The following is an 18988-nucleotide window of genomic DNA, read 5'->3' on the forward strand; positions in this document are numbered from 1 at the left end:
AAAAGAATCCTCACAAGCCTAAACGTATGAACGCCTACGAATTTATATTACAAATGAAAGATTATGCCAGCTCCTCGCTTAGAAATATAGCGGCTAGTGTGGGTATGACTGACAGTAAAACAAAGAGTTTGAACGATACTTTTAAAAGTACCGAAAAGGCGTCTAGTTCTTTCAGTTCCACGATGGGATCAGGTTTTAAAAGTTTGATAGGTTTGGTTGGTGCTTTAGGAATATCACTCGGGGTTATCGGCTCGATAGGTGCTGTTTTTAATATGGGTGTCCAGATGGAACAAACCAATATCAAGTTCGAGGTTCTACTCGGTTCTGTCGAAAAAGCCACGGGTATGCTCAAGGAGTTAAACGGTTATGCCGATGCCACGCCCTACAGTAATGAAGGAATTATAAAAGGAGCTGAAACGATGCTTGCTTTTGGAATTGCTCACGAAAAAGTGATGCCCAATATGAAAATGCTGGGCGATATCGCTATGGGTAACGAGGAAAAACTTTCCTCTTTGTCTTTGTCTTTTTCGCAAGTCCAGGCAACTGGTCGATTGATGGGGCAAGATTTATTACAAATGGTTGGTCAGGGTTTTAATCCACTTCAAATAATATCCGAAAACACGGGTATTTCAATGGGGAAATTAAAAGAGAAAATGGAAGCTGGAGCAATTTCTTCTGAAATGGTTTCGGAAGCTTTTCGACTTGCTACTTCCGAGGGTGGAAGATACCACGATATGGCTAAAAGAATGGCTGAATCTGCGGGAGGAAAATTCACGACAATGATTGGAACATTTAAAAATCAAATTAGTCAGGTTGGAATGGCGTTTGCCGAATGGATTAAACCCCTATTTGATATTGGTACAGCTGTAGCTTCAAATATCATTCCTTTTGTTAATTCAATTATTGACGTAGTTAACTGGGTAGCTCAAGCTAAACCGTTGCTATTTTTATTTGCTTCAGTAATTGCCACCCTAGGGATTAATTTCATTGCCACTAATGCCGCCTTCTGGTTATTCTCTGTTCAATTCTACGCATACAGTGCGGCGGTTTGGCTTGCAACTGCCGCAACATCTGCCTTTAATTTTGTTATGAATATGAATCCAATTGCAAAAGTAGCACTGGTAATCGGCATTTTAATAACGGCTGTTATGGCATTATGGAATCATTGGGAAGGCTTACGAGGTGTCGTAATGGGAACCTGGGAAGTGTTGAAAGGCTTTGGAACGGCGATTAAAAATTATGTGATTAATCGAATTCAAGAGCTGCTTTCAGGAATTACCGGAATGGGTAGCGCATTAAAAGCATTCTTTAGCGGTGACTTTAAAGGAGCTTTTGAAATTGGCAAAAAAGCCGTGGGTAATTTGATGGGCGTTGATTCTAAAAAGAAATTGCTGGACGATGGTATGAAAGCCGCCAAGTCTTTTTCTAAAGGATATAATGACGGGGTTAAAATGAAAGCAGTGGAGGCTGGAGTAGATGTTAAAACAGGAAAGCCGAAACCAAAAGATGTTTTAAAACAAGATAAGTCTGCGGTTTTTGCCGATTTGATGAATGATACTGGCAAAGGAAAGGGCAAAAAAGGTAAAGGCGATAAATCGGATAACATCGTTTCGGGGGGCTCTAAAATGACTCATATCACGGTCAATATTCAAAAGCTTCAGGACGACACAAAAATATTTGTGGATAGTACCGAAAAAGGTATTGAACAATTGGGCGAAAAAGTACAAGAAATATTATTGCGTGCCGTGAATAGTGTGAACCAAATGCAAACGAACTAATGGCAGAATTTAACATCAAAGAAATATTGGTTCGTGCATCGCTTGACTATATCGGGCCTCAATTTCCGTTATGGTGGAAAAAGAATGCCTCCAGATATAAGTTGCCCGATTTATTAGGTATTAACGCCAAGCATTTAGCAGGGTATAAATATTTTATGACGCTGAAAGTGTCGCACAAAGGTCAGGAATTCACGTTTCCAAATGAGCCGATAGTTTCCATTGGAATGTCTAAAACCATTGTTAAAACGGCTACGGTTGGAAAGAAAAAGAAACGTTCGGTTAAGGAATACATTACTACGGACGACGAAGTGATTACAATTAAAGGGGTTTGCATTGATTTGACCGACCCTGAAAAATATCCAGCCGATCAAGTAAAATTGCTGAATGATCTATTTGAAATAAATGAAGCGGTTGATATTGAAGATAACGCCTTTTTTGAACTCTTTGGTATTCGAAAAATTGTTTTAGAAAGTTTGGACTGGGACGAGATGATAGGCGAAAGCGGAATGCAAAAATACACCATCAAAGCCCTTGGCGATGATGATTTCTTTGCAGACTTAAACGAAAAAGATAAAAACAAAACCAATCTATTGAGCTAATGTACATACTGGATGGAAAGGTAGAAATAGGTGACTACATCTTTAATGCCGTTCACGGTATTGAAATTACCAAGTCCGTTGAGGAATTGAGTGACACGGCAGTTATTAAGTTACCTAGTCGTTTTAAAATCCGCCAGAATGGGGAGCGAAAATTTACGGAAGAGGCGATAAAAGTAGGCGACAAAGTAGTAATTACACTGGCTTATGAAGGTGTTTATTCAGGAGTTGAATTTACAGGTTATGTAAAAAAGATAAGTCCAAAAATACCCATTGAAATTCATTGCGAAGATGCTATTTGGCTGTTGAGACGAAAAAACATTAATAAAGTTTGGGGCAAAACATCGATAAAAGAGGTTTTGCAGGAAGTGATAAAAGACACTCCGATTGAATTGTCACGGTTTATGAAAGGTCAGGACATTCCCCTGGACAAATGGATAGTTCGAAACGCCAACGGCGCACAAATATTGGAAAGTTTTAGAAAGGATTTGGCTCAAACTGTTTTCATAGATGACGAAGGTAAATTGTACGTAGGATTACAACAGTTGACCAATATTGGAGAAACGGTGGTGTATGATTTGAATTATAATTTGGTTGAGAATAATCTTGAGTTTAAAAGTGCCAACGAAAGGCGCATTAAGATAAAGTACAATTATATGAATCCTGCCACGAACAAAAAGGAGAGCTTTGAGTTTGGCGATATGGATGGCGAACAAAGAGAATACACAACCTCAGTTGTCTCCGATAAAAAGCAACTGGAAGCGATGGCAAATACTGAACTTAAAAAACTAAAGTATGACGGTTTTGACGGTGATGTGGTTAGTTTTTTAGTACCATTCGCCACCAGAGGAATGAAAGCTAAACTAATCGACGAAGATCATTTGAACCGTGAAGGGAATTATTTTATTAAAAAAGTAGTCACAAGTTTTGATACTGGTGGAGCTAGACGAAAATCAACATTAGGCAATAGATTATAATGGACGAATTAACCGAGGCATTTAGAAAACTAAAAAAAAGGGATGTCGATACGTTCCCCGCTGTTGTGCTTTCGGTCGATAAAGAAAAGGGCACTTGCACGGTTAAGGCGGACGATTTGGAGTTTGAAGATGTGCAACTATCGGCGATACTGGACGGGAATAATAAAAAGTTTTATTTGTTTCCTGCTGTTGAAAGCTCGGTGTTGGTTAGCCCCATAAATGAAGATTTACACCGATTGTATGTTGAATCTTATTCTGAAATAGAAAGCTTGGATTTGACTATTAAAACGGTTCAATTTCGAGTAGATGAAACGGGTTTTTTGTTGAAAAAACAAAATGAGTCCCTCAAAAAGTTGATGAGTGATTTGATAGATGCCATCAAGGCAATGAGTTTTACAGTTAACGTAACTGGTTCTGCGACCGCTCAAGCGGGTTCGACAACCGCATTAAGTAATACAGCTCAATTTACAGCTGTTGAAAATAGATTTAATCAGTTTTTAAAGGATAATTAAATGGAGTTAATTTTTAGCAATATCGGAATATTATTGAGTGCCATTGGTGGAACTGGCTTGTTTACTTTTTTGTTTACCAAAAGGAAATACCAAGTTGACGTTTTACAGGCGCAAGAAAATGCGGAAACAACCGCAATCGAAAACGACATTAAGTTGTCTGGGCATTATAAAGAGATTTTAGACGATTTGAAAGTCCGATACGAAACCCGTTACAAGGAGTTCGAGGATTTGATGAAACGTAAAATTGATATGCTGGAAGAGGAATTGGTTTTAAAAGACCGAAAAATAAAATTGCAACAACAGGAAATCAACGAGCTGAAGAAAGAAAATAGAACATTAAGAGCCAATGCAACTAGTCGTAAATCATAATCAATCGCTTTTAGACCTAGTGATTCAAGAAAACGGCAATGTTGCTACTGCTTTTGAATTGGCACTATTGAACGGTATTTCATTAACCGATCCATTGATTCCTGGACAAGAATTGAACTTTGTGAAAAGCATATTGGCAGACGATGAGATAGTATCTTATTTTAAAAACAAAAAAGTAAAAATAGCAACAGGCTTTCAAAACAACGAAACTCTATTGCCACAATTAGGCATAGGACAAATGGCAATAGGCTCAACATTTATAGTAAGATAATGGCACGAAAAATAGAGGTAATACAACAGGAAATTTTTGACAATATCGCTGCAAATGAAAATTTAGCGGTACTGACATCAACTAGTAAAGTGTCAGTGTATCGCCTAATTGTGTTTATAGTGGCATTTTCTATTTGGACACTTGAAAATCTTTTCGATACTCACTTAAAAGAAGTGAAAGAAGTTATTAAAAACGATAAATCGCATCGCCCGAGTTGGTACATCACCAAGGCGAAATCTTTTCAATATGGATTTCCATTGATATTTGACACCGATAAATACGATAATACTGGCTATACGGATGCACAGGTCGAAGCTTCAAAAATTATAAAATATGCGGCTGCTACACCCAATGCAGGACAGGTATTGATTAAAATAGCAACGGAAACGGGTGGGGTTTTGTCCCCAGTATCGAATGCCCAAAAAATAGCATTCGATGCTTATTTTAAAGAGATTGCTGATATGGGTGTGAAATATATCGTCGTAAATCACTTGCCGGATATTCTTTTGTTGAACATTCAGATATTTCGGGATCCACTGGTTTTGGATGCCAATGGAATGAGTATTTTAAATGCCAATTATCCCGTTCAAGATGCCATAAACGAGTATATGAAGGAATTGCCATTTAATGGCGAATTGGTTTTAGCTCACCTCATTGATAAGTTACAGCTTGCTGACGGCGTGGTTATTCCGAATCTTGTTAATGCCGAATCCCAGTCGATTGACATTAACACGGGAGTTTATAATGCGGCCGTTCCGATTACCGTAAAAACAATCCCGGAAAGCGGGTATTTCTCGATTCCTGATTTTAACAACATAACGTATGTGGTATAAAGTAGATTTTGACAAACTCATTCTTTTACTGCTTCCCACTTTTTTAAGGAAGCCGGTACTTTTTGGTTATCTCAAGGCTTTGATTTTGCCATTGTCAGGAAGTGAAAAAAGCTTGTACTATCGATGGTCGAATGTGCGAGACGATAATTTAAAAAAGCTGTCCTACAACTGCCAACGCTGTTATTTTCGTGGTGCATTGAATGACAAATTTGACCCCGTTTTGAGGCGAATCACATTTGAAGATACTTTGAGCTTGGAGCAAGATTATATCTATACACAAGCCGAAAATTTGGACGTGTATTTGGGCACGATGTGGCTAGAACAAGATTTTAATTATGCCGGTTCAACGGTTGATTATTTAGTGATGGTACCAAGGGACATAATGAATACCAAACTAAACGAAATAGTGGCTTTGATTGAATTTTACAACCTAGCCGGTAAACAATATCAAATAATTTCAATATGAATAAATTAGAGGTAAATCAAGTAGGTGGCTTCCCGATGACCACCAGAATTTTGGACGAAATCCAGAAGGCGCACGCCGTTTTTAACTCGCTTGGAGGCTTGGCCGGAAACTTTACCATTATTGCGGGATGTGTCACTGTTGGCTCAACAGTTGGCGATGGCTTTGTTTTTATTAACGGAGAAGTGTTTGACTTTAAAGGTGGTTTGGCTCAAAGCAAAGTAATCATAAAAGAAGTTGTAGAAAATTTGACGTTCCAAAATGGAAATGCCAATCCGGTTATTAAAACCCGTTACGTGACTTTTGGAACTGGTGTAGGTGCTTTTAATTGGGCTGATTTTAAGCGGCCAATTGAGACAAAAGAAATAAGCGCCTTGATCCAGAGAATTGAAGATTTGGAAGCACGTCCGTTGGTGGGTAATATTCCTATTGGTTTGATCGCAATCTGGGGTCAAGCTGCTAATTTGATTCCTGTTGGTTGGGAAGAATATACAGAATTGTCCGGAAGAGTTCCGATTGGTTTTAGTAATGATGCAGAATTTGACGTGGTTGGAAAAACTGGAGGGGCAAAAAGCAAAACCTTATCAGTTTCCGAAATGCCAGAACACGACCATGCTATTGGAAATTCAAGAAGAAATACAGGCGGTGGTAGCGGAGGTGACGAAAACCACCCTACATCATTTGCAGGTACAAGAGACCATATAACGGATAAGCAAGGCAGTGGTACCGCCTTTTCTATAATGAATCCATTTAGAGTAGTTCATTTTATAAAATATAAAGGATAATGGCAACAGATAAAAACACGATTAAAAGCTGGTTTGAAAAAGACGACAGGCCTACACAAGCGCAATTTTGGGCTTGGATAGATTCTATTTGGCACAAGGATGAAAAGATACCCATCACGGCTATTGACGACATTGAAAATATTTTGCAGCCCAATGCGAAAACTATTCTTATATCAGATACTTATTCTAAAAGTAATTATGAATGGAATGTAGTTCCTGGAGATAACTTAGAAGAAGGAATTGGTAAACTAGCACACGCATTAGATTTATTGCTACTAAAAAACTCAGGATTTTTAAACGTGTTTGTGAAGTCAAATAATTTACCTATACACGGAGAAATAGAAGTAAGAAATGCGGGTACAAATACCATTGTATTTTCTGGAGGTACTTCTTTCGGAACATTAAGCAACGAGTTACCTATTGGAAAGTATGATGTTACTATAATTGCTCCTGGTTATGATTTAATTTCAACCACAGTTGTCGATGGTAGTTTGGTAGATAATATTACACAAGGCACTACTTGCAAAAACATTGATATTAATGCTTTTGACTCCAATGTGACTTTCAACATTAAGCCTAGTTTTGCTCCAACAATAAATACATTCACTATTAACGAAGGAGCTGTATCTACAAGTAATAGCGCATTACGTTTGAATATAGGCACTGTTGGAGTTGTTAGTGAAATTAGTGTTTCTAGGCTTGAGTCTATGGTAGGAACTACTTGGCTACCATACACTGGTGGCGATTACAGTTATAATTTTCCTTACGTTGATAACATTCAATTAATTTTATTTATAAAAGTTAGAAACGTTACCGGGCAAAGTAATACAATGACTGCATCTATTAATGTAGTCAACGGACTTGTAAGAAGTGACAGTGCTAAAACTTATAATTCTATAGCAAATTGTATAGATGACATTCTTGCTGAATACCCTACAGGACTGACGAAAGACGTTACCATTACAGCTACAGATGAAGTTGTGAATGTGAATACAGCTAGTCTTACAGGAATGATACGCTATATAGAAAGTTGGAATGCTGGATCAAATTATTATTTACACATCAAAGGCCAGAAAAAGTTTACCATAGATTGTCAAACTGGAGGAGCGTTTAGGATGTTGAAAGTTGATAATATTATCTTTTCTGGTATTAATTTTATAAACGTTTGTAATTATCACGAGTATTCTAAGCCAGAAGTTCTATCGGCATTATATATCCAAAGTTGCAATAATATAGCAATAGACAATTGTACTTTTGACGGTGTTTACCCTAAAAATCCAGCCTTAGAACACGGAAGATACGGCATAGTAGCTATAGATTGCAACTCGATAAATGTAACAGAGTGTGCTTTTAGTAAGTTTGGATTGAGAGCATTAGACATTCAGTTTGTCAAAGTGTTTTCTCTTCTTAAGACAACAATTTCTAATTGTACAATTATTCGTGACAGGATCGGTCAACCCGCTATTATAGAACTAAAAGAAGTTGATATTATCAAGATCGAAGATTGTGTACTCGACGGTGCATTGGCCGATACGGTTATATCTGGACTTAATGTAAAAAGAGTGTTTATTAATAGAACGAAATTAATAAATTGCCCTGGAGAAATTATATCGCTTTTTAACACAAAAAAGTCTGAAATTCTATCCATTAAAAATTGCCTCATAAAAAACAATCTTTATCAAGTTTATTATCCTTGGACAAAACAAAACGTTGAAATAGACAACATTGAAGTTGTAGAGGTAATTAATTGCAACGTGAAGTTATCTCCTGTTAACGGAAATAATATGTATGCTAAATTTATACGAGCGAATCAAAGAATAGGAACGTTGAATTCTTTTAACAATGTATTTGAAATTAGCATGCCTAGCTTTACTAATAATGTGGCTGACGCTGGTTTGTTTGAAATGCCCGTATTAGATGCTTTAAATTCAAACTATAATATTTACAAAGACTATAGCACGAATGCAGATGCTATTTCTAATAATATCTTGAACGTAACTAGTACAAGTTCAATTGTTAAATTATCAAGAAGTAATTCATTGACAAAACTAAGGGCAGCACCATATCTTCAAGATATTAATTCTATAGTTGTGTCAACTACTATTTCATTATACACTAATGATGATGAAAGTTTGCCGCTTCCTGTTATAACTAATGCTGGGATAAATTCATTGATACTGCCAAAGTTCGATATAAAAAGATTTGTTAAAACTGGAAACGGAAATCCGGGAGCGTATTATTTTAATGGAGTTGTAGGAACCAATCAAGTTGCGATAGAATATGCAGGAATATATACTCCTACGAACTCCAATTTTCAGGAAACTGATTTGAACTACATTGTAAACTCAGCAGCTCTTACGCTATTGTCTGTCGATAAGTATGATGATTACGGACTATACAAGTGGACATTTTCTTCAGCTGGAAGCCCTGATATAGTAGCAATTGGGCATGATATTTCGGTTGCTTTATTTTCGAATAACAATTCAAATGGAACTTACATAGCTAACAGATCTTATGCTCTTAACATAGAAAAAATTTAATTAAATGACACTATATTCTCAAGCTTTTTTAGTAAAACAAGCACTACCAGTGCCGGGTTTTGATGTATCAAATTATTTCCCTGTTGTAGGCGACACAGTTTCATTGACAAATAAATCGATAGATAATGACGTGAATTTATGGACGATCAAAGACGGAGTGAATACTAATAGAACCAGCGCAACATTAAATGAAACCGTTACAATTTTAGCACCTGGAGGTAATATTCAATCATTAAAAATCAGTAACACGGTAAAAAGTCTGGTTGAATCTACTGAAACTGTGTACGGACTTTTATCGCCAACCGAGCCTTATTATACCATATCGGTTTCAAACAAGGTATGTAGAGTTGGAGATTCTGTTACTATAACCCCGACTAGAATTTATCCACAAGTTATCGCTAATGCGCACACTGTTAAGTTAGAGTTGTATGACGCTAATACAGGCGCATTGTATCAGACAATAAACAATGTTGTCGCTCCGGTAAGCGTTAATTTTGCTTATAGAGGGGCCTTTAACATAGTATTGACGGCGACTGAAACAAGTAACTCAAGAACGACAGTGAATAAGCAGTTTCGAATAATAACTGTCACTCCAGCATTAGCACTTAGAGCATCAGCTATTGAGTTTACGCTAAAAAGTATCGAAACTTTTACTATAGAAGATCCGTTAGGAACTACTATAAATACAATTTCAGGGACAAATGTTCCCGCAGGTTCTACAGTTGTATTAAAATTTCCTTCGAGTCATGACCCTAATCATAGGTATAGGATACAGGGATTGAACCTAAAAGGTACGCTCGCCAATCCTATTATAATTACTATTGATTCCACTACACAAATGCTGATAAAATACTCTTCGTACTGGGGTATAATTTTACAAGGGTGCGAACATGTTGTAATTGATGGCAAAGGGTATCAAAACATAGATTTAGGAATTCACGTTACAAAGCATGATAATTATGAGCAAGGCAACACAGCAATTCAGATTACAAGTTTAAGTAATTTTATTGAATTGCATAATCTTGAAGTTAGTAAACCAAGTTTTGCTGGTATTTTTTGCAAAACAGATCCTGACGTGAATAATCCAGCTACTTTACGAGGAAATTTCACTATGCAAGACACTAGGCTTCACAATAGCTATGTTCACGATACCGCAGGCGAGGGTATGTATTGGGGCTATTTTGATAATTCTGAACACACAAAGAAAAACTCAGCTGGAGTTGATGTGACGTATAGACCGCATAATTTGAACGACACGAAAGTTTATCGAAACCGTTTTGAAAGAACGGGTTGGGATGGCTTACAATTAAACAACGCTACAGGAGCTACTGAAATTCACGACAATGTTTTATTAGATTGCGGAAAAGCTAGTGAGCCCGACCAAAACACAGGAATGTCTTTAGGACTTGAAGGTAAAGTTTTTAACAATTACATCAATAAAGTTGGAGGGGCTGGAATTCAGTTTGGAGCTTTAGGCCCAGTAGACATTTATAATAATGTCATTGTAAACATTCCAGAAGGCTCAGCAGCTTTGTATTTACTGAATAGCAAAGACGTGCCTGAGCAAAATGTTGGTATAAATTCTAATGGAAATTTTTACAATAACATACCTATTAATGTATATAATAATAATCTAATTACAACTGGGAATAAAGCAACAGTTGGAGCTTACAATGTTTGTCAGCATCAAGGATTTGTTTTTAGAAACAATGTAGTATCCTGCGCTAATGTTTCAAGTAAATTTGCGGGTCAAGAAGCCACAACTTTAGCCGTTTGGGAAGCTAACGCATTGAATAACGTAGTTTTGAATTTGTTAGATACAACTGCCCAAAAGTTTGGTTCAATATCAAAAGGCAATTTTAATATCTATTCCGACTCATCTATTGCATCTGGAGGTTCTGTTTTAGGGGAAATTTATGATTTCAGAGGCTTTAAAAATTGGACAGACAACGATAAGTTTATAGGTGCTTACTCAGGAGTAGTTAGAGTTTCGAGTTTCTTCTTGCAGTTATCATCTATAGCTATTAATTCAGGTGCTTTGCTTACAGATGCAACAGCCGTGAATGTAGTTATGACTTTTTTAGGAAACCCTACTCATTATATGATTTCTGAGAGTTCTACGTTTGTTGGAGCTTCGTGGGTAGGCTACACAAGTAGTACTGTACCATTCACGTTGTCGTCTACTCAAGGATTGAAAACAGTTTATGTTAAAATTAAAAACAATAATGTGACAACGGATGGAGTAAGCGATACAATTACCTATCAGGCAGGGAGACAATTTTTAATAGACTTTGCTTCAATTACAGTTTATTCAAAAGCAACTACCTATTTAGGCGCAGCGGCAACTTGGAACACTTTTAACTCGCCTGTAAATTTAATATCAGCCAGCTCAATTCCTGTTGGTCAGTCACTTTCAAATTTGAAGGACACGAAAAATGTAGCGTCAACTTACGGGTTAATTGTTACTGACGCATTTGACGGGGTCGATAGTAACATTACCTTACCTGGTACGCAATTTCCTTATGAATATAACGCTGTTAGATTTAACTGGCTTGTTTCGGAAACTCTTGGTAATAAAGGTAGTTTTAACATTACAGGGCTTGACGATACTAAAGACTACGACATTATACTTTATGCACATCGTAATGCACTTACTTCAACTTATAATTTTGTAGTAAAAGGTGTAGCGCAAGCGTTTTCATCTAGGCATACCGATGGTACTGGCGTAGTTGATAATCAAGCTATTTACAACAATGTCAAGTCAGTAGGTGGAATAATAGGTATTGATGTAATTACTACAGCTGCTACCAGAGGCTTCCTTGGAATTTTAGATATAAGAGAGAAGGTGTGAATAATTTAAACGTGGTTTAAAGTGTGATTAAAAAGGCTTCGCGATATGTGAAGCCTTTTGTTATATTTGTCAAAAAAATGGAAATTTTGATTTACAAAAATGGAAATTTTGATTTTTCGATTATATTTAGTATACACTTATCATCTCGACGTAAAATAAAAAAACTAAAATTTTAAAAATAATGTTAAGTAAAGAACAAATTATTTCCGACAGTAAAGAATTCAGTTTATTCTCCTGGTCAGCCCAAGCAAGTGTAAATCCAATTGCTATCGAAAGAGCTGAAGGTGTTTATTTATATGAAATTGGAGGAAAAAGAATCATTGATTTCTCCAGCGGATTAATGTCGGTAAATATTGGTCACGGAGATCAGCGCGTTACCGATGCTGTTGTGGAACAAATGCAAAAAGTAAGTTTTGTAACACCAACCTGCACCACGGAAATTCGTGCCAAATTATCAAAAAAATTATCAGAAATCTGCCCCGGTGATTTGAATAAAGCTTTTTTTACTTTATGCGGGACTTCTTCAGTAGATAATGCCATCAAATTAGCAAGACTTTATACCGGAAGACATAAAATTATTGGAAGATATAGAGCATTTCACGGTGGTTCCATTGGCGGAATGTCCGTAGGTGGAGATCCAAGAAAACTGGCCAACGATTCGCAACAAATGCCAAATGCAGTTTTATTGGACGATCCCTACTATTTCTTTGGAATGAAGGATTTAGACGATGCGACAAAATTAAATTTGAGTTTGGAATATGTAGAAAGAGTCATCCATTTTGAAGGCAAGGCAAATATTGCAGCCTTTATTTTTGAAGGTGAAAGCGGTTCTTCGGGTTGTTTACATTATCCAAGCGGCTATTTAAAAGGGATAAAAGCACTTTGTGAAAAATACGGAATCTTATTTATTGCCGACGAAGTGATGAGCGGTTTTTGCAGAACCGGAAAATGGTTCGGATTTGAAAATCATGGTATTATTCCGGATATGGTTTGTATGGCAAAAGGTTTGACGTCTTCATACTTGCCTTTGGGCTGTTTGATGGTTTCAGATAAAATTGCGGCCAAATTTGAAAACACACCAATGATGATTGGATTAACTTACAATGCTCATCCAGTATCATTGGCAGCATCATTGGCAGTAATTAACATTTATGAAAGCGATAAATTGATAGAAAACACCCGAAAAATGAGTGCTTATCTGGAGTCTAAAATAGAGGAAATGAGAAGTAAACATCCAAGCATGGGAGCTTTTAGAAACACAGGACTTCTGGGTTGTTTGGATATTTTAAAAAATAAAACCACAGGGGAATTAATTGCTCCGTACAATGCAGCTGGAGAAGATTTGAAAGTTACCAATCTAATTGCGACCAAAGTAAGAGAATTGGGATTATATACTTTTGTTCGTTGGGGTTATATTTTTATCGCTCCACCATTGTGTATCAACGAAAAGGAAATAGACGAAGGATTGGCGATTATCTCACAAGCATTAAGTATTGCTGATGAACATTTAGTACATTAATGTAATTATGTTTTTATAAAAAAGCTCTAAATCATTTAAGATTTGGAGCTTTTTTTAATTTGAAAATATAAACTATTTATCTAAAACCACTTTATAACTTGAAGAAGTTTCGTTTGTTGAAACATTAATAATATAAAGACCATTTGCATTTCCTGATAAATCAATACTTTGGCTAGTTTCTGATTTTGAAGAATCTATTTTTAATGATTTCACTATTTGACCCAAAACGTTTACTACATCAATATTACTCACGGGAATATCATTGTACTGAACATTAATAATCCCATTACTCGGGTTAGGATAAATAGCTATTTTTGTTTTGTAAACACTATCAAGACTCAAAGCTGATGGAGTCCAAGTAAGAGTCATAGCAGATAATGGCCCGGCATTAGCAGGATTAGTGGTGGCTATTGAAGCACCTTTCGTAAAAGAATAGCCCGTATTTATAAAATCATGAGTATCTGGGGTACCATCAATCCAAGCCATTTCTACCCATACTTTATAACTACCGTCTGGTACTAAAACTGGAGTTGTTGCACCCGTTTTTCCATCCCAAGAAACCGAATATGGCCCCCAAGCTAATGGAGCAGTACTTGAAGTACGTGTAGCTCCAGTAATTGCATTTATTGTATTGCCAGTGGTAGCATCTTGAACACCACCATTACCATTAGTGGCGATTCCATTTGCGCCAGATTTAAGACTAAACTGAGGTAAATGGTCACTTGTACCGTCTCCAATATAAAGTAAGTTCGTTTTTATGAATATACCTACAGCATTTTCTATCCATACTGCATCAACCTGCTTTGTCGCTGAACCTTGTTTTACTGTTGTAAAATTAAAAGTCATTGAACCTGCTGTTTGTGCAAATAAACTTGCTGAGAAGAATAAAGCAAAAGCAAAAAGTGCTAGAGAGAGTAATTTTGTTTTCATAATATTATGGTTTATATGTATTCAACACGCAATGATTAATAAACAAATTTATTGACTATTAGACCTTTATACAATGATATTTATCATATTTTAAAGTTTTAAGCAAACATTAATTATCGCAACTAATTAATAATTTGTTAAGTTTTTTAAATTGAGCTATTCTTAATCTCCATAGAAAATTCTATATTTACCATCAACCAAAATTGGAGCCATTATGAAAAAAATTGGAGGCTTACTAAGCCTATATTTCTTTTATTCGGTATCGATATATTCTCAACAAGAACCAATTAAAATTGAAGGCGAAGCGCAAGGTACGACCTATCACATTACCTATTTTGACAATCAAAACAGGGATTATCAGCCAGAAATAGTAAAGATTCTAAAAGATTTCGACTTGTCGGTTTCTACTTACATCCCTAATTCCATAATTTCGAGAATTAATTCCAATGAAAAGAATGTCATTGTTGACAAATATTTTATGGCTTGTTTTAATAAAGCCAAGGAAGTATGGAAAAATACTAATGGTGCTTTTGACCCAACTATCTATCCACTGAGCAATGCTTATGGTTTTGGACCTGGTAAAAAGCAAAAAATCGAAAAAGTCAAAATTGATAGCATGCTTCAATTTGTTGGATTTCAATTAATCAAATTAAAAGGCAATAAAGTTGTCAAAAAAGATCCGCGAGTTGCCTTGGATTTTAATGCTTTTGCCCAAGGATATTCTGTTGATGTGGTTTCGGATTTTTTAAATTCTAAAGGAATCTTGGCTTACATTGTTGAAATTGGCGGAGAAGTATATGCCAAAGGCCGAAATTCAAATGGCGAGAATTGGAAAATTGGCATCGAAAAACCCATTGAGAACAAAGAAACCGGAAACTCATTAAAAGCAATTGTGAAACTCGAAAATTTGGCTATTGCCACCTCTGGAAATTATCGTAGATTCATTATTGAGGATGGTGTGAAATATGTGCATCATATAGATCCAAAAACTGGTTATCCCACTAAAAATAATTTATTGAGTGCTTCAATATTTGCAAAAGAATGCATTACATCAGATGCGAATGCCACAGGGGTTTTAGTTCTTGGACTTGAAAAAGCAAAAGTGTTTTTGAAAAAACATCCAGAATTACAGGCTTATTTGATTTATTCTGATGAGAATGGAAATTATCAAGTTTATGAAACACCCAGTTTAAAATCTATTATTACTGAAACAAAATAATAAAAAAGCTTCAATAAAAACTGACCAATACTTTTTTTCCTTAAATAAAAAAAACAATTATTTGTCTAAAACAATTTTTTAGTTAGAAGCCCCTTTATTATTAGAAACATTAACCCGTTGGGTGTAATTATTAAAACCGTTAGTTCAAGTGTTTTTTGTGAAGTAAAACGGAACAAAAAATGTATCGAGAACCGTTTTTAATAAAATTTGTTTTGTTTCCGATACGATTTTCTATCAAAAATCACTCGAACTGACGATAAATTATTATTAAAAACTAATTACACCCAACGGGTTAACTTATACAAATTTTACGAAAAATAAAAACGAAAAATTTAGTCTCTTCAATTTAAAAATTACAAGGGAATATTTCCGTGTTTTCTGATAGGCGTTACACTTACTTTATTTTCAAGCATACTAAAAGCTTTTATCAATTTGCGTCTGGTGTCTTGCGGCAGGATTACCTCATCGACAAAACCGCGTTGAGCCGCCGTATATGGATTGGCAAACAAATGAGCATATTCGCCTTCTTTTTCTAAAAGTTTTGCACCTGGATCTTCGGCTTCGTTGATTTCTTTTTTGAAGATGATTTCTGAAGCTCCTTTTGCTCCCATAACTGCGATTTCAGCCGTTGGCCAAGCAAAATTCATATCAGCGCCAATGTGTTTTGAATTCATTACATCATAAGCTCCACCATATGCTTTTCTTGTAATTACTGTAACTCTTGGTACAGTAGCTTCGCTTAGAGCATACAATAATTTTGCTCCGTGAACAATGATTCCTTCCCATTCTTGGTCTGTTCCGGGTAAAAATCCTGGGACATCTACCAAGACCAGCAATGGAATATTAAAACAATCACAAAACCGAATAAAACGTGCTGCTTTTCTAGAACTTTTTACTCCTAATACGCCAGCCAAAAATATAGGTTGGTTCGCAATAATTCCGATGCTTCTTCCTGCAATTCTGGCAAATCCCACAATGATATTTTCGGCATAATTTTTATGAATTTCAAAAAAGGAATCTTCATCGATAATCCCTGAAATTACTTCGTGCATATCATACGGTTTGTTTGTACTATCTGGAATAATAGTTGCTAATTTCATTCTCAGTTCATCCCCTAAAACATAAGGCAATTGTTTTGGAGTTTCTTTATTGCTTTGTGGCAAATAACTCAACAAACGCTTCAAATCTTCTAAACATTCTACATCATTACTCGATGTAATATGTGCCACACCTGACTTGGTCGAATGTGCACTAGCTCCACCTAATTCTTCCGAAGTTACAGTTTCGTTGGTTACGGTTTTCACCACATTTGGTCCGGTTACAAACATATAACTGGTGCCTTCAACCATCATCGTAAAATCAGTCATCGCAGGAGAATAAACAGCTCCACCGGCGCAAGGTCCCATTATAGCTGAGATCTGAGGAATTACTCCAGATGCTTGTACGTTTCTGTAAAAAATATCGGCATAACCGCCAAGAGAACGAACGCCTTCCTGAATACGCGCCCCGCCTGAATCATTGAGTCCAATAATAGGCGCACCCATTTTGACTGCCATATCCATAACTTTACATATTTTTTCGGCATGTGTTTCTGACAAAGCGCCTCCAAAAACTGTAAAATCCTGAGCAAAAACATACACTAATCTTCCGTTTATGGTTCCGTATCCTGTAATTACTCCGTCGCCATAATAGAGTTCTTTTTCCATTCCAAAATCAGTAGTTCGGTGGGTAACCAACATACCAATTTCTTCAAATGAACCTTCATCCAATAAATAATCTACCCGTTCTCTTGCTGTTAATTTTTTCTTTTCGTGTTGCTTTTCTATACGTTTTAAACCTCCACCCAAAAAAGCCTGGGCAATTTTATCGTTTAACACTTTAATTTTATCTTCCATGGCTTATTGAATTGGTAAGCGTAAAACTTTTTGATCTTCAAAATACTGTTTCAGTGCTATAAGAGCCGCTATTTCAGCTTCTTTAGCCTTTTGAATTTTTAATATTTCTGGGGAATAATATTTTTTTACAAAGTTGGTGTCAAATTTACCCGAACGGAAAGCTTCATGTTCGAAAACAAATTTCCCGAAAGGCAAAGTGGTTTCCACCCCTTCAATTTTGTAGTTTTCAATCGCTTTCAACATTAATGCAATCGATTCTTCTCTGGTTTTTCCATAGGTAATCAATTTAGACAACATTGGATCATAATAAATGGGAATGTTCATTCCTTGCTCAAAACCATTATCTACACGAATTCCTTCACCCACTGGCAATTGATACACATCTAAATGCCCAACGCTTGGCAAAAAGTCATTCAGAGTATCTTCGGCATACACACGCAATTCCATGGCATGACCTTTTATCACTAAATCTTCTTGCTTGATTGTTAATGCTTCTCCTCGAGCTACCCGGATTTGTAGTTCAACCAAATCAACACCTGAAATCCATTCGGTTACAGGATGTTCCACTTGCAAACGAGTGTTCATTTCCAGAAAATAAAAATTGTCATTTTCATCGTATAAAAATTCTACGGTTCCGGCTCCAAGATAATCGCAAGATTTAGCAACAAGTACTGCCGCTTCTCCCATTTGTTTTCTTTTTTCCGGAGTCAATACTGAAGAAGGTGCTTCTTCAATTACTTTTTGATGGCGACGCTGAATACTGCATTCTCTTTCGAATAAATACAATACATTGCCGTGACTGTCTGCCATAATCTGAATTTCGATATGCCGTGAAGAGGCTACATATTTTTCTATAAAAACCGAACCATCTCCAAAAGCTGCAACCGCTTCACTAATGGCTCTATTCATTTGGGATTCGAAATCACTTTCCTTTTCTACCACGCGCATTCCTTTTCCTCCACCACCGGCAGAGGCTTTAATCAAAATAGGAAAACCTATGGAAGTTGCCGTTTTTTTGGCTTCATCAATATCAATAATAGCGTGATCAACTCCCGGAACCATTGGAATATTATATTTCATAACTGCATCTTTAGCGGCTAGTTTACTTCCCATTATTTCGATGGCTTTTGATTTAGGACCAATAAAAATAATATTATTCAATTCACATTCTTGGGCAAATTCAGCATTTTCGCTAAGAAATCCATAACCTGGATGGATCGCATCTACGTTTAGAGCTTTAGCAACTTCAATAATTTTACTTCCTAATAAATACGATTGATTGGATGGTGATTCTCCAATCCAAACGGCTTCATCGGCAAATTTTACGTGAGGTGCATTTCTGTCGACAGTTGAATAAACTGCAACAGTTTTTATTCCCATTATCTGGGCAGTTTTCATTACCCTGATGGCAATTTCTCCCCTATTGGCAACTAATATCTTTTTCATACAA

General features: G+C 36.2%; 16 protein-coding genes. 13 read left to right on the forward strand and 3 right to left on the reverse strand.

The window, feature by feature from the left end; genetic code table 11:
- Positions 1 to 26 precede the first annotated feature (26 nt).
- The 12 genes from IR213_RS02790 (at position 27) to IR213_RS02845 (ending at position 13494) form a co-directional block, all read left to right on the forward strand.
- On the forward strand, positions 27 to 1778 hold the full coding sequence (locus tag IR213_RS02790) for a tape measure protein (protein ID WP_194310792.1): 1752 nt from the start codon (positions 27 to 29) through the stop codon (positions 1776 to 1778).
- Positions 1778 to 2377 carry a DUF6046 domain-containing protein gene (locus tag IR213_RS02795; RefSeq protein ID WP_194310793.1) on the forward strand — a complete coding sequence of 200 codons (600 nt, stop codon included), beginning with the start codon at positions 1778 to 1780 and terminating at the stop codon, positions 2375 to 2377. The genes IR213_RS02790 and IR213_RS02795 overlap by 1 nt, the downstream gene beginning before the upstream one ends.
- Complete coding sequence (locus IR213_RS02800) at positions 2377 to 3351, forward strand: late control protein (protein WP_194310794.1); 975 nt, start codon at positions 2377 to 2379, stop codon at positions 3349 to 3351. Before IR213_RS02795 ends, IR213_RS02800 begins: the two co-directional genes overlap by 1 nt.
- The gene (locus IR213_RS02805; protein WP_194310795.1) at positions 3351 to 3863 is read left to right on the forward strand and encodes a hypothetical protein; all 513 of its coding nucleotides are present in this window, start codon (positions 3351 to 3353) and stop codon (positions 3861 to 3863) included. The genes IR213_RS02800 and IR213_RS02805 overlap by 1 nt, the downstream gene beginning before the upstream one ends.
- The gene (locus tag IR213_RS02810) at positions 3864 to 4232 is read left to right on the forward strand and encodes a hypothetical protein (RefSeq protein ID WP_194310796.1); all 369 of its coding nucleotides are present in this window, start codon (positions 3864 to 3866) and stop codon (positions 4230 to 4232) included.
- Positions 4210 to 4503 (forward strand): hypothetical protein, encoded by a 294-nt coding sequence (locus IR213_RS02815; protein ID WP_194310797.1) that lies wholly within the window; start codon positions 4210 to 4212, stop codon positions 4501 to 4503. Before IR213_RS02810 ends, IR213_RS02815 begins: the two co-directional genes overlap by 23 nt.
- Complete coding sequence (locus IR213_RS02820; protein WP_194310798.1) at positions 4503 to 5336, forward strand: nucleotidyltransferase; 834 nt, start codon at positions 4503 to 4505, stop codon at positions 5334 to 5336. Before IR213_RS02815 ends, IR213_RS02820 begins: the two co-directional genes overlap by 1 nt.
- Positions 5326 to 5802, forward strand: a complete 477-nt coding sequence (locus tag IR213_RS02825) for a hypothetical protein (RefSeq protein ID WP_194310799.1) — start codon at positions 5326 to 5328, stop codon at positions 5800 to 5802. The genes IR213_RS02820 and IR213_RS02825 overlap by 11 nt, the downstream gene beginning before the upstream one ends.
- Entirely contained in the window at positions 5799 to 6584 is a 786-nt protein-coding gene (locus IR213_RS02830; protein WP_194310800.1) for a phage baseplate protein, read from the forward strand. Before IR213_RS02825 ends, IR213_RS02830 begins: the two co-directional genes overlap by 4 nt.
- Entirely contained in the window at positions 6584 to 9124 is a 2541-nt protein-coding gene (locus IR213_RS02835; protein ID WP_194310801.1) for a hypothetical protein, read from the forward strand. Before IR213_RS02830 ends, IR213_RS02835 begins: the two co-directional genes overlap by 1 nt.
- A gap of 4 nt (positions 9125 to 9128) precedes the next feature.
- Positions 9129 to 11975 carry a hypothetical protein gene (locus IR213_RS02840; protein WP_194310802.1) on the forward strand — a complete coding sequence of 949 codons (2847 nt, stop codon included), beginning with the start codon at positions 9129 to 9131 and terminating at the stop codon, positions 11973 to 11975.
- Between the two features lie 181 nt (positions 11976 to 12156).
- Entirely contained in the window at positions 12157 to 13494 is a 1338-nt protein-coding gene (locus IR213_RS02845; protein WP_194310803.1) for an aminotransferase family protein, read from the forward strand.
- Between the two features lie 72 nt (positions 13495 to 13566).
- Here IR213_RS02845 and IR213_RS02850 read toward each other — a convergent pair whose 3' ends face one another.
- Positions 13567 to 14424 carry a T9SS type A sorting domain-containing protein gene (locus IR213_RS02850; protein ID WP_194310804.1) on the reverse strand — a complete coding sequence of 286 codons (858 nt, stop codon included), beginning with the start codon at positions 14422 to 14424 and terminating at the stop codon, positions 13567 to 13569.
- A 214-nt stretch (positions 14425 to 14638) separates the two neighbouring features.
- Between IR213_RS02850 and IR213_RS02855 the strand changes: the two genes are divergently transcribed.
- Positions 14639 to 15643 (forward strand): FAD:protein FMN transferase, encoded by a 1005-nt coding sequence (locus IR213_RS02855; protein ID WP_194310805.1) that lies wholly within the window; start codon positions 14639 to 14641, stop codon positions 15641 to 15643.
- A 353-nt stretch (positions 15644 to 15996) separates the two neighbouring features.
- Here the strand turns inward: IR213_RS02855 and IR213_RS02860 are convergent, their stop codons facing one another.
- Positions 15997 to 17538, reverse strand: a complete 1542-nt coding sequence (locus IR213_RS02860; RefSeq protein WP_194310806.1) for an acyl-CoA carboxylase subunit beta — start codon at positions 17536 to 17538, stop codon at positions 15997 to 15999.
- Positions 17539 to 17541: 3 nt separating this feature from the next.
- Positions 17542 to 18984 (reverse strand): acetyl-CoA carboxylase biotin carboxylase subunit, encoded by a 1443-nt coding sequence (locus tag IR213_RS02865; protein WP_194310807.1) that lies wholly within the window; start codon positions 18982 to 18984, stop codon positions 17542 to 17544.
- Positions 18985 to 18988: the final 4 nt, after the last annotated feature.

Origin of the sequence: Flavobacterium soyangense (genome assembly GCF_015277675.1) — a bacterium.
Lineage (GTDB): Bacteria > Bacteroidota > Bacteroidia > Flavobacteriales > Flavobacteriaceae > Flavobacterium > Flavobacterium soyangense.

Excerpts from the sequence above, each read along its gene's own strand:
- IR213_RS02840 (WP_194310802.1), top strand. The coding sequence starts at position 9,129 with ATGACACTATATTCTCAAGCTTTTTTAGTAAAACAAGCACTACCAGTG.
- IR213_RS02865 (WP_194310807.1), bottom strand. The coding sequence starts at position 18,984 with ATGAAAAAGATATTAGTTGCCAATAGGGGAGAAATTGCCATCAGGGTA.
- IR213_RS02855 (WP_194310805.1), top strand. The coding sequence starts at position 14,639 with ATGAAAAAAATTGGAGGCTTACTAAGCCTATATTTCTTTTATTCGGTA.
- IR213_RS02805 (WP_194310795.1), top strand. The coding sequence starts at position 3,351 with ATGGACGAATTAACCGAGGCATTTAGAAAACTAAAAAAAAGGGATGTC.
- IR213_RS02815 (WP_194310797.1), top strand. The coding sequence starts at position 4,210 with ATGCAACTAGTCGTAAATCATAATCAATCGCTTTTAGACCTAGTGATT.
- IR213_RS02850 (WP_194310804.1), bottom strand. The coding sequence starts at position 14,424 with ATGAAAACAAAATTACTCTCTCTAGCACTTTTTGCTTTTGCTTTATTC.
- IR213_RS02790 (WP_194310792.1), top strand. The coding sequence starts at position 27 with ATGAACGCCTACGAATTTATATTACAAATGAAAGATTATGCCAGCTCC.
- IR213_RS02820 (WP_194310798.1), top strand. The coding sequence starts at position 4,503 with ATGGCACGAAAAATAGAGGTAATACAACAGGAAATTTTTGACAATATC.
- IR213_RS02800 (WP_194310794.1), top strand. The coding sequence starts at position 2,377 with ATGTACATACTGGATGGAAAGGTAGAAATAGGTGACTACATCTTTAAT.
- IR213_RS02845 (WP_194310803.1), top strand. The coding sequence starts at position 12,157 with ATGTTAAGTAAAGAACAAATTATTTCCGACAGTAAAGAATTCAGTTTA.
- IR213_RS02810 (WP_194310796.1), top strand. The coding sequence starts at position 3,864 with ATGGAGTTAATTTTTAGCAATATCGGAATATTATTGAGTGCCATTGGT.
- IR213_RS02830 (WP_194310800.1), top strand. The coding sequence starts at position 5,799 with ATGAATAAATTAGAGGTAAATCAAGTAGGTGGCTTCCCGATGACCACC.
- IR213_RS02835 (WP_194310801.1), top strand. The coding sequence starts at position 6,584 with ATGGCAACAGATAAAAACACGATTAAAAGCTGGTTTGAAAAAGACGAC.
- IR213_RS02860 (WP_194310806.1), bottom strand. The coding sequence starts at position 17,538 with ATGGAAGATAAAATTAAAGTGTTAAACGATAAAATTGCCCAGGCTTTT.
- IR213_RS02795 (WP_194310793.1), top strand. The coding sequence starts at position 1,778 with ATGGCAGAATTTAACATCAAAGAAATATTGGTTCGTGCATCGCTTGAC.
- IR213_RS02825 (WP_194310799.1), top strand. The coding sequence starts at position 5,326 with ATGTGGTATAAAGTAGATTTTGACAAACTCATTCTTTTACTGCTTCCC.